A 14,161-nucleotide genomic window follows, 5' to 3' on the forward strand; every position below is an offset into this window, starting at 1 on the left:
GCAGAAAAAGTGCTTAATTTTGATTTTAGGCACATTTAACTAAATTTGGATTATACCAAAACCAAGTTTATGTATCAATTAACAGTACCTGCAGATCGCGTTAACGAATCGTTAAGTAAACACATTTTGGCCGATGGTTTCGACCTGACCTATGATATGGAAAAAAGCCATGGCGCTTACATTTACGACTCTAAATACAATAGGACTTTACTCGATTTTTTCACTTGCTTTGCTTCGGTTCCTTTAGGTTACAACCACCCAAAAATGGTTGGTGATGAAGCTTTTAAAAAGAATCTTTTACTGGCCGCTCTGGCCAATCCATCAAATTCCGATGTTTACACCCAGCAGTATGCACAATTCCTGGAAACATTTTCTAAAATTGGCATTCCTGATTATCTGCCTCATGCTTTTTTTATTGCAGGTGGAGGCTTAGCAGTAGAAAATGCCATTAAGGTTGCCATGGACTGGAAAGTTCAAAAAAACTTTGCCAAGGGATATACCGAAGAAAGAGGTTTCAAGGTTTTGCACTTCGAAAAGGCTTTTCATGGCCGTACGGGTTACACACTGAGTTTAACCAATACCCTGCCAGATAAAACAAAATGGTTTGCCAAGTTCGATTGGCCAAGGGTAGCTGTTCCGGAAGTTAGCTTTCCACTTTCCGGAGATAACTTAAATCATGCCATTGCAACTGAAGAAGCCTCGCTCGCCCGGATTAAAAAAGCCTTTGCAGAAAATAAAGATGAAATCTGTGCCATTATTATAGAACCGATCCAATCAGAAGGTGGAGATAACCATCTGCGGGAAGAGTTTTTAATCCAACTTAAAACATTGGCAGATGAAAATGATGCTTTTTTGATTTATGATGAAGTACAAACCGGTGTGGGGTTAACCGGTAGATTCTGGTGCCACCAGCACTTTAGTGAAAAAGCCCGGCCGGATATTATCGCTTTTGGCAAAAAAATGCAGGTTTGTGGCATTCTTGTTGGTAATAAGGTAGACGAAATTGAAAGCAATGTATTTAAAGTACCCAGCCGGATTAACTCGACATGGGGCGGCAATTTAGTGGATATGGTGCGTTCTTCCCAAATTTTACAGATCGTGGAAGAGGATCAGCTATGTGAGAACGCAGCAAAAGTTGGCAAATACTTAAAAGATCAATTAGAAAACCTGGCGCATAAATTTGATCAGATGACAAATGTACGCGGAAGAGGATTGTTATGTTCTTTCGATTTCCCGACAAAAGAAATGCGCAATGCCTTTATTGGCAAGGGGCTGGAAAACAATGTGATGTTTTTAGGTTGTGGTGAGCGAACCATCCGTTTCCGCCCGGCACTTTGCATTGAGCAAAAGCATATTGACGAAGGCCTGACCGTTATGGAAAAAATATTGCCTTTATTGTAGGCATGAAGCGAAAATCGTTTGTTTATTTCCTGCTTGCAGGGGTTTTGGTATTGATCTTTTTTATAGTTAAAGATATTTTTGATCAGCCTGGGATTAGTGATATGAAAGCCGGCTTTAAAGAAATGCTTAAGTATAGAAATGAAAACAACACTGGTCCAATACAACGGATTTATGTGGTGACCGTTAAAGATTCGATCTGGAAAGAAATGGAAGATTATGGTAATTTAATGCCCCATACCAAATACGGCAACACAAAAGTGTATTTTTTTATGCATCATGCAAATATTCCACAACGCTTACAGCCCGGAGAGATAAATTTTGATCCTGCCTTTAACAAAGACTGTATTGCTTTATATGAAAAAAGTGCGATGAGCCAGGTGGCATTTAATAAACATCCGTTTTAAAAAGAAGTTAAACGTCGGGCCGAAACCTAAAAATTTATGATTATTTGGAAATGAAGGGTGCTGCGCATTTGGCATTTTCAGTCCCGCTTTGCGGCCTAGCAGATTTCCGCAGTTATGCTAAAGTTTAACTGAGGTTGAACCACAGAGGACAAAAAGCCGAACACAGAGGGTCACAAAGCATTTCCTATGCATTTAGATTGACATGTGTACGAGGTCACATGACTATCGGGTGACGACCGAATGCTAGCGAGCGCCCTAAACCCTATCCCCTATCGGCATCTTTCTCCTGAAAGGGAAAGGACTAAATAGAATTTCCTTTATAACCACCCCCACCCCTCCTGAATCAGGAGGGGAGTTCCCCCTCATAGTTTCACGAGAATCGGTACATGGATAATATTTATGCTCCACGCAATCTCCGCCCTGCTCACTTTATATACTAAGTTTATTGCCTTGAAAGCACGCCGTTGTTCGATAGACCTGACAGCAGCGCAAATCCTTTTTGCTTCTTTACACCCTAAATATACTGCCATGCTGAGGCACGAAGCATCTGTAACTACAGCACGCGGGTTTAAACCCCGGCACTACAAAATGTGCAAAAAGATTTCAGCGAATGGCAGGGCAACAGTACCTATGAAATACTGACACTCATTTCCAAAACCTAAAAATTAATCATTATGCACAGCAGTCTTCGACTACGCTCAGACTGACAAGCAACTAATTACCCTTTCAAACTTCGTTAAGTTCCCATCATCTAAACAAAAGCTGAAAACCCTGTTATCGCCCTACCTACAATCAGCGTATTAATTTCTTTGGTACCCTCATACGAATAAATGGCTTCTGCATCGGCCACAAAACGTGCTACATTGTATTTGAGCAAAATACCATTTCCGCCCATCACTTCTCTTGCTTTGCTTACTACATCGCGCGTTCTTAATGAACAAAAAACTTTGGCTAGCGAAGCATGTTCATCTTTTAATAATCCCTGATCTTGTAGTTGCGATAAACGGAAACAAAGTGTTTGCATTGCAGTTAAATTCGATAACATTTCTACCAGGTGATTTTGAATCAATTGAAAAGATGCAATGGGTTTACCAAACTGTTTTCGGGTGCGCGTATATTCCAGGGCATTTTCATAAGCGCCGCGCGCACAACCTACTGCCTGCCAGGCTACTCCTGCACGTGTCATTTGCAAAACCTTTGCCGTATCTTTAAATGAGTTTGCATTTTGAAGGCGATCGGCTTCTTCTACCTCGCAGTCGGTTAAGGTAATCAAGCCATTCTGTACAATCCTTAGGGCCATTTTATCCTGCATTTTCTCTACAGCAAAACCCGGATTATCTTTCTTCACGATAAACCCTTTTACGTCCCCGGTTTCTTCATCACGTGCCCAGATAATTAGGATATCTGCAAAAGTGGCATTACCAATCCATTTTTTCTGACCGTTTAATATCCATTTGCCATTTACTTTTTTACATGTTGTGGTTAGTCCGCCGGCAGCAGCAGACCCTACTTCAGGCTCAGTCAACCCAAATGCCCCGATAATTTTAAATTGCTGCATTAGCGGTAGCCACTGCTGTTTTTGTTCCTCCGAGCCACATAAGTATATTGAACCCATGGCCAGGCCACTCTGTACACCAAAAAAAGTTGATATAGAAGTATCGATCCTGGCCATCTCCATTGCTAAAATGCCCTCCATTAAATTGGATTTCCCGGGACAGCCATAACCTTTGTAGGTTAAACCACAAATATTGAGCTCGGCAAGTTTTGGAATAATTTCAAATGGAAATTCTGCTTTGTTCCAGTAATGGTTAACGATGGGTTTCACTTCCTGTTCCAAAAAGGCACGTACCTTTAACTGGAGCGCACGGTCCTCATCTTTTAGTGCTTCATCGCCTAAATGATAAAAGTCGCCTTCTATAGGTGGCAACGCTTTCTTTTTGCCAGATCCGCCCATCATTTTCATCATTCCCTGAATCTGTTTATCATCCAGGCTCGAGATCGTTTCGACCATTTTGGGTAAATCGACTTTTTTTGATAAAGCTTCCAGCTTATCGAAGTCTACATGTTTAAAAAGATGGTAAGCGTTTTTGAGAGATGAAAATATATTCGCCATTATTATTCATTTTGAGAATAACAAATGAAGGGCTATTTTGTTGGGCTGTCTAAATAACCGCAAAGGGCGCAAAGTTTTTCCGCAAAGAAACGCAAAGCATCATTTTATTTTTACCACAGAAGGCACTGAGGTTTGCACAGAGGAACACAGAGATTTTAACCGCTAAGGGCGCAAAACTTTTTCACAAAGATATTTGAGGTTTCAAGTCATTAAAAAATGTACCCAGCTCAATGCTCTTTGTGCCTTTCTCTGTGAGCCTCTGTGGTTAAGATCAAAGCATTATTTAAGTTTTTCCACAGAGGGCATTGAGGTTTGCACAGAGGAACATAGAGATTTTAACCGCTAAGGGCGCAAAACTTTTTCACAAAGACATTTGAGGTTTCAAGTGATTAAAAGATGGACCCAGCTCGATGCTCTTTGTGCCTTTCTCTGTGAGCCTCTGTGGTTAAGATCAAAGTATTATTTCAGTTTTTCCACAGAGGGCATTGAAATTTAAACAAATCAAGAAAAATGTGCCCAGCTTGGCGCTCTTTGTGCCTTTCTCTGTAAGCCTCTGTGGTTAAGATTAAAGCATTATTTCAGTTTTTCCACAGAGGGCATTGAGGTTTGCACAGAGGAACACAGAGATTTTAACCGCTAGGGGCTCAAAACTTTTTCACAAAGATATTTGAGGTTTCAAGTCATTAAAAAATGGACCCAGCTCAATGCTCTTTGTGCCTTTCTCTGTGAGCCTCTGTGGTTAAGATCAAAGCATTATTTCAGTTTTTCCACAGAGGGCATTGAGGTTTGCACAGAGGAACACAGAGATTTTAACCGCCAGGGGCGCAAAACTTCTTCACAAAGACATTTGAGATTTCAAGTCATTAAAAATGGACCCAGCTCGATGCTCTTTGTGCTTTTCTTTGTAAGCCTCTGTGGTTAAGTTCAAAGCATTATTTCAGTTTTTCCACAGAGGGCATTGAGGTTTGCACAGAGGAACATAGAGATTCTATCCGCTAAGGGCGCAAAACTTTTTCACAAAGATATTTGAGGTTTCAAGTCATTAAAAAATGGACCCAGCTCGATGCTCTTTGTGCCTTTCTCTGTGAGCCTCTGTGGTTAAGATCAAAGCATTATTTCAGTTTTTCCACAGAGGGCATTGAGGTTTAAACGAATCTAGAAAAATGTGGCCAGCTTGGCGCCTTTCTCTGCGAGCTTTGCGGTTAAAAAAAGACCTACCTTAAATCAAATAAATTATCTACGCCCAACAATTTTCGCGAAGTAAAACCTTCGCCAAAAGTTGCGCCAATGCTTTTACCAAATTCTCTTGAACGGCCAATTACGCTTTCAAAAAATTCCGGAGAGGAGATATAAGTTTGCTGACCTTCTACATCGGGATTATAAAACTGTGTTTTAAAAGCCTGGATGGATTCGATCTTTTTATCCATATGATCAGAGATATCTACGATAATATCAGGTTGTAAATACCGATCCTGGATGAACTGCAATAACAATCTTGGACGGTGTGCTTCCTGTTTAATCCCATCAATTGATGTTTCAATTTTTGGTAAACCCGATAAAAAAACCGAATCGTAAACCAGGTCGCCAGCCCTTCCATGATCGGGGTGGCGGTCTTCAAGCGCATTGCTTAAGATAATTTCTGGTTGATATTTTCTAATGGCTTTAATCACTTCCAAACGGTGATATTCATCGTTCTGAAAAAATCCATCCCTCATCCTTAAATTTTCGCGGATATGCAATCCTAAAATCTTGGCTGAATCTGCCGCTTCTTCATCTCTTGTTTCTGCTGTCCCCCTTGTACCAAGTTCACCCCTGGTTAAATCTACAATGCCCACTTTTTTACCTAAGGCAATATGTTTTAAAATCGTACCTGAACAGCAAAGCTCCGCATCATCAGGATGCACAGCGATTACTAAAATATCTAAGTTCATCTGTGTTTTCGTGTTTTTTAATTGTCAGATGGAACCTTTGATCATTAAAATAATCATTATCCATCTGGCTTAATGATTATTTCAATAATGTCGGTTTCATTAATTCAATTATCGGGCATTTTGGCTCAGCAACTGCTGAATTTTCTTTTTAATTTTCGGATTCAAAGGCTTGGTGAACGGGAAGAAATAATCTTCCAGCTCGCCATTTCTGTTTACAATATATTTATGGAAGTTCCACCGGGGTTTCGAACTTAATTTGGCATTTTGTTTTTTATCACTCAGGAATTGATAAAGTGGGTGAGCGTTTTCCCCGCGAACGACAATCTTATCAAAAACCGGAAATTTTACACCATGATTGATCTCGCAGAAAGATGCAATATCAGCTCCGTTCAAAGGTTCCTGCTTTCCAAAATCATTAGAAGGGAAACCCAGGATTTCAAAATCAGGATTATTAATCTCATCCTTAAGTTGCTGTAACTCCTTTAACTGGGGTGTTAAACCACATTCTGATGCGGTATTTACAATTAAAACAACCTTGTTTTGATATGCTGATAACGGTTGTTCTTCGCCGTTAACTTTCTTCACCTTAAAGGAATAAATATTGGGTATGCGATCCTGCATAGTATGTTATTGATAAAATCCCGAAGTACGGATAATAGATTCTATATCCCTATCTGTATTCGGATCGTAAGTGCTTTTTAAATTATGTCCTACCACTCGTGCAACAATCTGATACGAAAATGCCGCAAAACCGCCTTTGGTTTGTTTCACAATATCATAGGTTGTTCTGCCCACTTCACGGTCAATCAGTTTCGTTAAAATCTGGCCTTGTGTAATCGTCAACTCTTTTATCTCACGGTTAAACATGTCTTTTATTTCTTTATCACATTGTTTAACCAATTGTTTCTGTTGTTTTTTCTCTGAAGTTTTAGCTAAATCCTGCTCCAGTTGTTCGTAGCGGCGTTTGGCAAACAAAGCATAGGGCATTACTTTCAATACGTTATACCGTAAACGGTTATAAGCGGCCTGCTCTGCCGGCGATTTCCAGATTCTGGCCGCATAAATGTTAACCTCATTCAGTTGCATCCATGGAATCATCACGCCGTTATCATTTGTCGAGGCTACTCTTATCGTATCGCTTTTACCTAATTTAGGGAATACAGGGGCAGTTGGTTCCTGCGCATGCAGTGAAACACCATAAATCATTACAATACAAAGAAAAAATAGCCCTTTAAATTTCATAAATTTATACTTTTACAAAGTTAGGTGTTATTTCATATATTAGTTGTTTAACAGAACTAATATAAGTTTTATTCATAAATAAGACGCAATTTTTACGCAAAAAATACAAATGAAAACAGAGTTAGTGATTGATTTAGAGGCGGAAAAGCAAGAGATTCTAAAAAGATACAGGGCCTTACTTCGGGCAAGTAAATCTACCTTACAGAAGGGGGATAAAAAAGAAATCCGAAAAGCTTTTGATATGGCACTCGAAAGCCATAAAGATATGCGGCGCAAATCTGGCGAGCCCTATATTTACCATCCTATTGCCGTTGCACAGATTGCTGCTGAAGAAATTGGACTTGGAACCACTTCCATTGTATGCGCCTTATTGCACGATGTGGTAGAGGATACTGACATCACTTTAGAAGATATTGAACGCGAATTTGGCAAAAAAACCGCTAAAATAATCGATGGCTTAACCAAAATATCAGGTGTTTTTGACACCAACAGCTCTTTACAGGCCGAGAATTTCCGTAAAATGTTGCTTACCCTGGCTGATGATGTAAGGGTAATCCTGATCAAACTCGCAGATCGTTTGCACAATATGCGTACAATGGATTTTATGCCCCGCCACAAGCAGCTTAAAATCGCTTCAGAAACTATTTATTTATATGCTCCCCTTGCCCACCGTTTAGGTTTATACGCTATAAAATCAGAGTTGGAAGATCTTTCAATGAAATATCTTGATCCTGACACCTATAAATTTATTGCAAAAAAATTAAATGAGAAAAAGGCAGAGCGTGCACTCTTCATCAAAAAATTCGTAGAGCCTATTGACGAGATTGTGCACGAACAAGGTTTAGTGGCTGATGTTTATGGCAGGCCTAAGTCGATCCACTCCATCTGGAATAAAATGAAAAAGAAAAATATCCCTTTTGAAGAGGTTTATGATCTTTTTGCCATCCGGATTATTTTGGATTCGGCTCCTGAAAATGAAAAGGCTGATTGCTGGAAAGCATATTCCATCGTAACCGATTTATACCGTCCAAATCCAGATCGATTACGCGATTGGGTATCATCTCCAAAAGGAAATGGATACGAAAGCTTGCACACCACGGTAATGGGACCGCGCGGGCAATGGGTGGAAGTACAGATTCGTACGCAACGCATGAATGAGATTGCAGAAAAAGGTTTTGCAGCACATTGGAAATACAAAGAGTCGAGCAATGACAACGGCCTTGATCAGTGGATACAGAAAGTACGCGAAATGTTGAGTAATCCTGAAGCCAACGCTTTGGATTTCCTCGATGATTTTAAAATGAACCTTTTCTCGGATGAGATTTTTATTTTCACACCAAAAGGTGCTTTAATCCAACTGCCTTTAGGTGCTACAGCGTTGGATTTTGCTTTCGAGATCCATACCGATGTAGGTGCAACCTGTATTGGGGCCAAGGTTAACCACAAACTGGTTCCTATTTCATACAAACTTCAAAATGGCGATCAGGTAGAGATCATCACCTCGAGCAAACAAACCCCTAAAGAAGATTGGCTCAATGTGGTGGTTACGGCTAAAGCCAAATCGAAAATTAAATCATCACTAAAAGAAGAAAAACGGAAAATTGCCGAAAATGGTAAGGAGATTTTGGAAAGAAAACTGAAATCGCTTAAAATCACTTACAATACCGATAACATTCAAAAACTGAGTTATTTCTTTAAACTACCATCTACCCAGGAACTCTTTGTAAATGTTGCCCTCGGTAAAATAGAACTAAAAGATATTAAAGAGTACCTGCTAAGCGGAAAAGAAGTTGAACACCGCGGTCCCGAACGCCCTGAAAATCTTTCTGTTGATGGAATAAAGAGTAAAATTAAAGGAGGAGATTCTGATATCTTACTCATTGGAGAAGATATGCAGCGTATTGATTATACGTTGGCAGCCTGCTGTAACCCCATACCTGGTGACGACGTTTTTGGATTCATCACTGTGAGCGAAGGAATAAAAATACACCGTACCAACTGCCCGAATGCCGCGCAGCTAATGGCCAATTATGGCTACCGGGTGGTTAAAGCCAAATGGAATAAACAACAGGAATTAACCTTCTTAACCGGCTTACGTATTGTAGGTATTGATGACGTTGGCTTAATCAACAATATTACACGCGTGATTTCTACTGATTTTAAAGTAAATATGCGCTCAATTACCGTCGATACCAATGAGGGGATTTTTGATGGTTCGATTATGATTTTTGTAAATGATACCGAACACCTGGAAAACCTGATTAAAAATTTATTAAAAGTAAGGGGTGTTACCGGAGTAACCAGGTTTGACGCATAGGTAGTCGGGAGTCTGTAGACCGAAGTCCGAAGTCTGGGTTTAGAGTCTAAGTTGCAGTCTATTTGCGATTTCAACTTCCGGATTCAGACCTCAGAACTCCGACTTTGACAACATTTAAACAATCTAAGCCTCGAACAATCAAACTAATTAACTACCTTTGAATGGAGTTTAAAAACTATGTCTGAACAAAAAACAAATGAGCTCGTCCGTAAGATTTTTGAGGCTTATTTAGAGAACAAAAATCTACGTAAAACACCAGAGCGCTTCGCTATATTGGAAGAAATATATTCAAGAAACGACCACTTTGATGTAGAAACCCTGTATATCCACATGAAAAACCAAAAGTACCGCGTTAGTCGTGCTACGGTTTATAATACGTTGGAATTATTGGTTTCCTGCGACTTGGTTACCAAACACCAGTTTGGTAAAAACATGGCGCAATTCGAAAAGTCATATGGTTACCGCCAGCATGATCACGTGATCTGTATCGAGTGTGGTAAAGTAGTAGAATTCTGTGATCCCCGCATCCACCAGATCCAAACCATGGTGGGTGATCTTTTAAAATTCGACGTTAAGCACCATTCATTAAATCTTTATGGTTTCTGCTCTGATTGCAGCATGGCCAGGAAAGTAAATGAAAGTGCAGCAACAGCTGAAAAAATTGAACAAAATTAAATCATAATACAAATAAAACCAGCTTAATTTATTAAATAATGACGCAAGTAGATGTACTTCTCGGCCTGCAATGGGGTGATGAAGGAAAGGGAAAAATCGTTGATGTACTAAGTCCAAAATATGATCTTATCGCCCGTTTTCAGGGTGGCCCAAATGCCGGACATACTTTAGAGTTCGATGGCAAAAAATTCGTTTTAAATACCATTCCTTCAGGAATTTTTAACGAAAAAACCATGAATCTTATCGGAAATGGTGTAGTAATCGACCCTATTATCCTAAAAAGAGAGTTAGATAATTTAAAAAAAGCTGGTCATGACCCAATTGCCGATGGCAAATTAGTGATTGCCCGAAAAGCACACTTAATTTTACCAACCCACCAGCTATTGGATGCAGCTAACGAAGCGCGCATGGGTAAAAACAAAATTGGATCAACCTTAAAAGGTATTGGTCCAACGTATATGGATAAAACCGGGCGTAATGGTTTACGTGTCGGCGATACTACACTACCTGATTTCAAAGAGCGTTATGCTAAGCTGGTAGAAAAACATACAGAAATCCTTTCTCATTATGAAGGTTTTGAATATGAATTAGCTGAGAAAGAAGCATCGTTTTTTGAGGCCATCGAATTCCTAAAAACCATTCCTCATGTAGATAGCGAACATTATGTGAATGGTTTCTTAAAAGATGGAAAAGCCGTTTTAGCAGAAGGTGCACAAGGAACGTTGTTAGACGTTGATTTCGGCTCGTATCCTTTCGTAACATCAAGCAACACCACAACGGCAGGTGCTTGTACCGGTTTAGGTATTGCCCCTAATAAAGTAGGTGCTGTTTATGGTATCTTCAAAGCATATTGTACACGTGTTGGTGGCGGCCCGTTCCCTACCGAATTAGATAATGAGGTTGGTGAAAACCTGCGCGCATTAGGTCACGAATTTGGCGCAACTACAGGTCGTGCCCGCCGTTGTGGCTGGATTGATCTTCCTGCTTTAAAATATGCCATCATGTTAAACGGTGTAACCGAATTAATTATGATGAAAGCTGATGTTTTAGATACTTTCGATACCATTTATGCTTGTACCCATTATGAATACAATGGCGAAACGATTGATTATATGCCATATGACATCATTTCTATCGAACCCAAGCCTGTGTTAAAAGCAATTGAAGGCTGGGCTACAGATGTAACCAAAATCACTTCATTAGATGAAATACCGGCTAAGCTGACTGATTATATCGCATTTTTAGAAAAAGAACTGGAAGTGCCAATCAAATTCCTTTCAGTAGGACCAGATAGAGCGCAAACTTTACAATTACATTAAAACCTCATTCGTCATACTGAATTTAGTTCAGCATCGATCTAATATTAACTTAATAGACCCTGAAATTAAATTCGGGGTGACGATTAATTAAAGAAAAGCAATCCATAACGGGTTGCTTTTTTGTTTTTAGTTAATTATAATAAAAAATCGTCATTCCCGCTCAGGCGGGAATCTTAATGCCATAGGCTTTAGGATTACTTAACTACACGTTGCGTCCTCTCGACTGAAGCGTAGCGAAATAGAGAGATCTAGAAATAGAGAGATCTATCTAAACAGATTTAGCTGCGCTGAGCAATAAGTAGTTTTCGGCTGCATTGCACCCCATTCGAAATGATGACTTATCTGAATGAAAATATGATGGGAAACTCAAAAAAGTTGTTTCAAAAGATAAAAATTAATTTTCTACAATTACCATCTCTATTTTTACCTTTGCGACAGCTTGAAAACCCTGCAAAACATATCTGATTTTAAACGAAAAGCATTACACTGGGCCAACCAGTTCGGAGTCTGCTGCTTTTTAGATTCAAATAATTATCACGATGCTTATTCGGCCTATGATTTCATTATCGCCGCTGACGTGCATCAAGAATTAAAGTGCTCAACAGGTAATGGTTTTGATCAGTTAAAAAGTTTTTATGCTACACATAAGCAATGGATTTTTGGTTATTTCAGCTATGATTTAAAAAACGAAATAGAAGATCTTCAATCTAATAATCCTGACGGATTAAATTTTGCTGATTTATACTTTTTTGTTCCCAAATACCTGATTGCTTTTAAGGATGGTAATGCTGAAGTTCTTATTGGTAATGAGTCTGTTTTAGATGATATCGAATCTTTATCCTTTGAAAATAAAAAACAACTTAGAGCGATACAGATCTCCCATAGATTATCTAAAGATCAATACATAGCTAAAGTTGAGGCGTTAAGGAGCCACATCCATAGAGGGGATATTTATGAAGTCAATTTCTGCCAGGAATTTTTTGCAGAAAATGCTGAAATAGACCCCGTTCATACTTTTGAGGCATTAAACCAGATTTCGCCCACACCGTTTGCAGGCTATTTTAAGATTTACGACCAATATATTTTATCTGCCACACCAGAAAGATTTTTGTGCAAACGCGGATCGAGACTGATTTCACAACCTATCAAGGGCACAGCAAAAAGAAGTTCGGATCCGGAAAAAGATAAAGCTGTAAAATTGCAGCTCAGAAACAATGTTAAAGAACAGGCAGAAAATGTAATGATTGTTGATCTGGTACGCCACGACCTCACCAAATCGGCAGTTAAAGGTTCGGTAAAGGTTGAAGAGTTATTTGGCATTTACAGCTTCCCGCAGGTACACCAGATGATTTCGACCATCAGCTGTGGATTAAATCCGGAGATCCATTTTATCGATGCGATTAAAAATACCTTCCCAATGGGTTCCATGACAGGGGCCCCAAAGGTTAAAGCCATGAAATTGATTGAAGAGTATGAAATAAGCAAAAGAGGTGTTTATTCTGGCTCGTTTGGATATATAACACCTGATGGCGATTTCGATTTTAATGTGGTGATCAGAAGCATCTTATACAATAGTGATAATCAATACTTATCATTTCAGGTGGGAGGAGCGATCACTTATGAATCAGATGCCAAAAAAGAGTATGAAGAGTGTTTACTCAAAGCCAGTGCAATTTTGCAGGTATTAGGTGGCAATTAACATACCCTAGTTTTAGCGTCCGCTAAGACTTAATGAATATTCTTAGAAAGAGTCTGTCATTCGGGACGCAATTGATATTTTTTTGAGACAAAAAAGGCCTTAGCAAGACGCTAAGACCAAGACGTAGAATCTTTTCTTAAATCAACATCCATAAAAGAAAAAAAGTGGAATGCCCTGCATCATGCAAAACCTTCCACCTCTTTACCTTCAACCTTTCACCTTATTTCTTATAATACTGTTTCGCTTCAGGCAAATATTTTTGGATCTGTGCTATTCGTGTTGCATCACTTGGGTGGGTGCTCAAAAATTCAGGTGGCCTTTGTGATCCTGCTGACGCGTCTGACATCCTATTCCAGAAAGCAGTAGCATTTTGCGGATTATATCCGGCCATGGCCATAAAAATCAGACCTAAACGATCGGCCTCCAGCTCCTGGTTACGGCTAAATTTCAGCATCGCAACAGGTGTACCCACACCATACAATGTATTAAAAATAGATTGGGTTTTAGGATTTTTAGACAGCGCCACACCTGCAGCAGCACCTATGCCCTGGGCTACCATTTCTTGCGACATCCGTTCTGCTGAATGGCCTGCAATGGCATGGGCAATCTCGTGTCCCATAACTGTAGCTAAACCAGCATCGTCCTGTGTAATCGGTAAAATACCTGTGTAAACCACAATCTTACCCCCCGGCATACACCAGGCATTTTTTTCGTTATTCTGTACTACATTAACTTCCCATTGATAATCCGCGATCAGATTACCATAGTTATTGCTGTTCATATATGACTTTACTGCAGTAATTAACCGGTTTCCAACGGTTTTAACTTTCAAAGCCTGAGCATTGGACGCCGGCAAAACAGCTGATTTATTTTCTGTTAAAAAAGTATTATAAGCCTGGAATGCCATTGGCAAAACCTGGTCGTTACTTACCAGATCAAATCGACTACGACCCGTTAAAGGAACAGTAGAACATGAGTTAAATAATAAGATCCCAGCAACGCTTGCTGCTAAAAATATTTTTTTCATAAATGCGATTTTTTTTTAAATGATTCGTAAAAC

At 39.5% G+C, this 14,161-nt stretch carries 12 protein-coding genes; 7 read left to right on the top strand and 5 right to left on the bottom strand.

Annotated features, from left to right (window positions below; genetic code table 11):
* The first annotated feature begins 69 nt into the window (after nt 1-69).
* The 3 genes from lat (at nt 70) to ACIQXP_RS17145 (ending at nt 2,447) form a co-directional block, all read left to right on the top strand.
* A complete protein-coding gene (lat, locus tag ACIQXP_RS17135) occupies nt 70-1,401 on the top strand; it encodes an L-lysine 6-transaminase (protein WP_293741413.1) in 1,332 nt (443 codons plus the stop codon).
* A 2-nt stretch (nt 1,402-1,403) separates the two neighbouring features.
* The gene (locus ACIQXP_RS17140) at nt 1,404-1,805 is read left to right on the top strand and encodes a hypothetical protein (protein WP_293741412.1); all 402 of its coding nucleotides are present in this window, start codon (nt 1,404-1,406) and stop codon (nt 1,803-1,805) included.
* A gap of 399 nt (nt 1,806-2,204) precedes the next feature.
* On the top strand, nt 2,205-2,447 hold the full coding sequence (locus ACIQXP_RS17145; protein WP_387506222.1) for a hypothetical protein: 243 nt from the start codon (nt 2,205-2,207) through the stop codon (nt 2,445-2,447).
* A 109-nt stretch (nt 2,448-2,556) separates the two neighbouring features.
* Here the strand turns inward: ACIQXP_RS17145 and ACIQXP_RS17150 are convergent, their stop codons facing one another.
* The 4 genes from ACIQXP_RS17150 to ACIQXP_RS17165 all read right to left on the bottom strand — a co-directional run bounded on the left by ACIQXP_RS17150 (nt 2,557) and on the right by ACIQXP_RS17165 (nt 7,091).
* Nucleotides 2,557-3,918: an acyl-CoA dehydrogenase family protein gene (locus tag ACIQXP_RS17150; RefSeq protein ID WP_387506224.1), complete on the bottom strand. Its 1,362-nt coding sequence runs from the start codon at nt 3,916-3,918 to the stop codon at nt 2,557-2,559.
* A gap of 1,214 nt (nt 3,919-5,132) precedes the next feature.
* Nucleotides 5,133-5,849, bottom strand: a complete 717-nt coding sequence (bshB1, locus tag ACIQXP_RS17155; protein ID WP_293741410.1) for a bacillithiol biosynthesis deacetylase BshB1 — start codon at nt 5,847-5,849, stop codon at nt 5,133-5,135.
* 108 nt (nt 5,850-5,957) lie between these two features.
* Nucleotides 5,958-6,470 (bottom strand): glutathione peroxidase, encoded by a 513-nt coding sequence (locus tag ACIQXP_RS17160; RefSeq protein WP_293741409.1) that lies wholly within the window; start codon nt 6,468-6,470, stop codon nt 5,958-5,960.
* Between the two features lie 6 nt (nt 6,471-6,476).
* A complete protein-coding gene (locus ACIQXP_RS17165; protein WP_387506227.1) occupies nt 6,477-7,091 on the bottom strand; it encodes a DUF4294 domain-containing protein in 615 nt (204 codons plus the stop codon).
* A gap of 109 nt (nt 7,092-7,200) precedes the next feature.
* On the opposite strand from ACIQXP_RS17165, the gene ACIQXP_RS17170 reads away from it, so the two are divergent.
* The 4 genes from ACIQXP_RS17170 to ACIQXP_RS17185 all read left to right on the top strand — a co-directional run bounded on the left by ACIQXP_RS17170 (nt 7,201) and on the right by ACIQXP_RS17185 (nt 13,101).
* Nucleotides 7,201-9,408 (top strand): RelA/SpoT family protein, encoded by a 2,208-nt coding sequence (locus tag ACIQXP_RS17170; RefSeq protein WP_145860499.1) that lies wholly within the window; start codon nt 7,201-7,203, stop codon nt 9,406-9,408.
* Nucleotides 9,409-9,585: 177 nt separating this feature from the next.
* Nucleotides 9,586-10,083, top strand: a complete 498-nt coding sequence (locus tag ACIQXP_RS17175) for a Fur family transcriptional regulator (protein WP_145860497.1) — start codon at nt 9,586-9,588, stop codon at nt 10,081-10,083.
* A gap of 38 nt (nt 10,084-10,121) precedes the next feature.
* Nucleotides 10,122-11,402: an adenylosuccinate synthase gene (locus tag ACIQXP_RS17180; protein WP_387506230.1), complete on the top strand. Its 1,281-nt coding sequence runs from the start codon at nt 10,122-10,124 to the stop codon at nt 11,400-11,402.
* A gap of 439 nt (nt 11,403-11,841) precedes the next feature.
* The gene (locus ACIQXP_RS17185; protein ID WP_387506232.1) at nt 11,842-13,101 is read left to right on the top strand and encodes an anthranilate synthase component I family protein; all 1,260 of its coding nucleotides are present in this window, start codon (nt 11,842-11,844) and stop codon (nt 13,099-13,101) included.
* Nucleotides 13,102-13,321: 220 nt separating this feature from the next.
* Here the strand turns inward: ACIQXP_RS17185 and ACIQXP_RS17190 are convergent, their stop codons facing one another.
* Complete coding sequence (locus tag ACIQXP_RS17190; RefSeq protein ID WP_293741405.1) at nt 13,322-14,128, bottom strand: M48 family metallopeptidase; 807 nt, start codon at nt 14,126-14,128, stop codon at nt 13,322-13,324.
* Between the last annotated feature and the right edge of the window lie 33 nt (nt 14,129-14,161).

The organism is Pedobacter suwonensis, from assembly GCF_044762335.1.
Classification (GTDB): Bacteria; Bacteroidota; Bacteroidia; order Sphingobacteriales; family Sphingobacteriaceae; genus Pedobacter.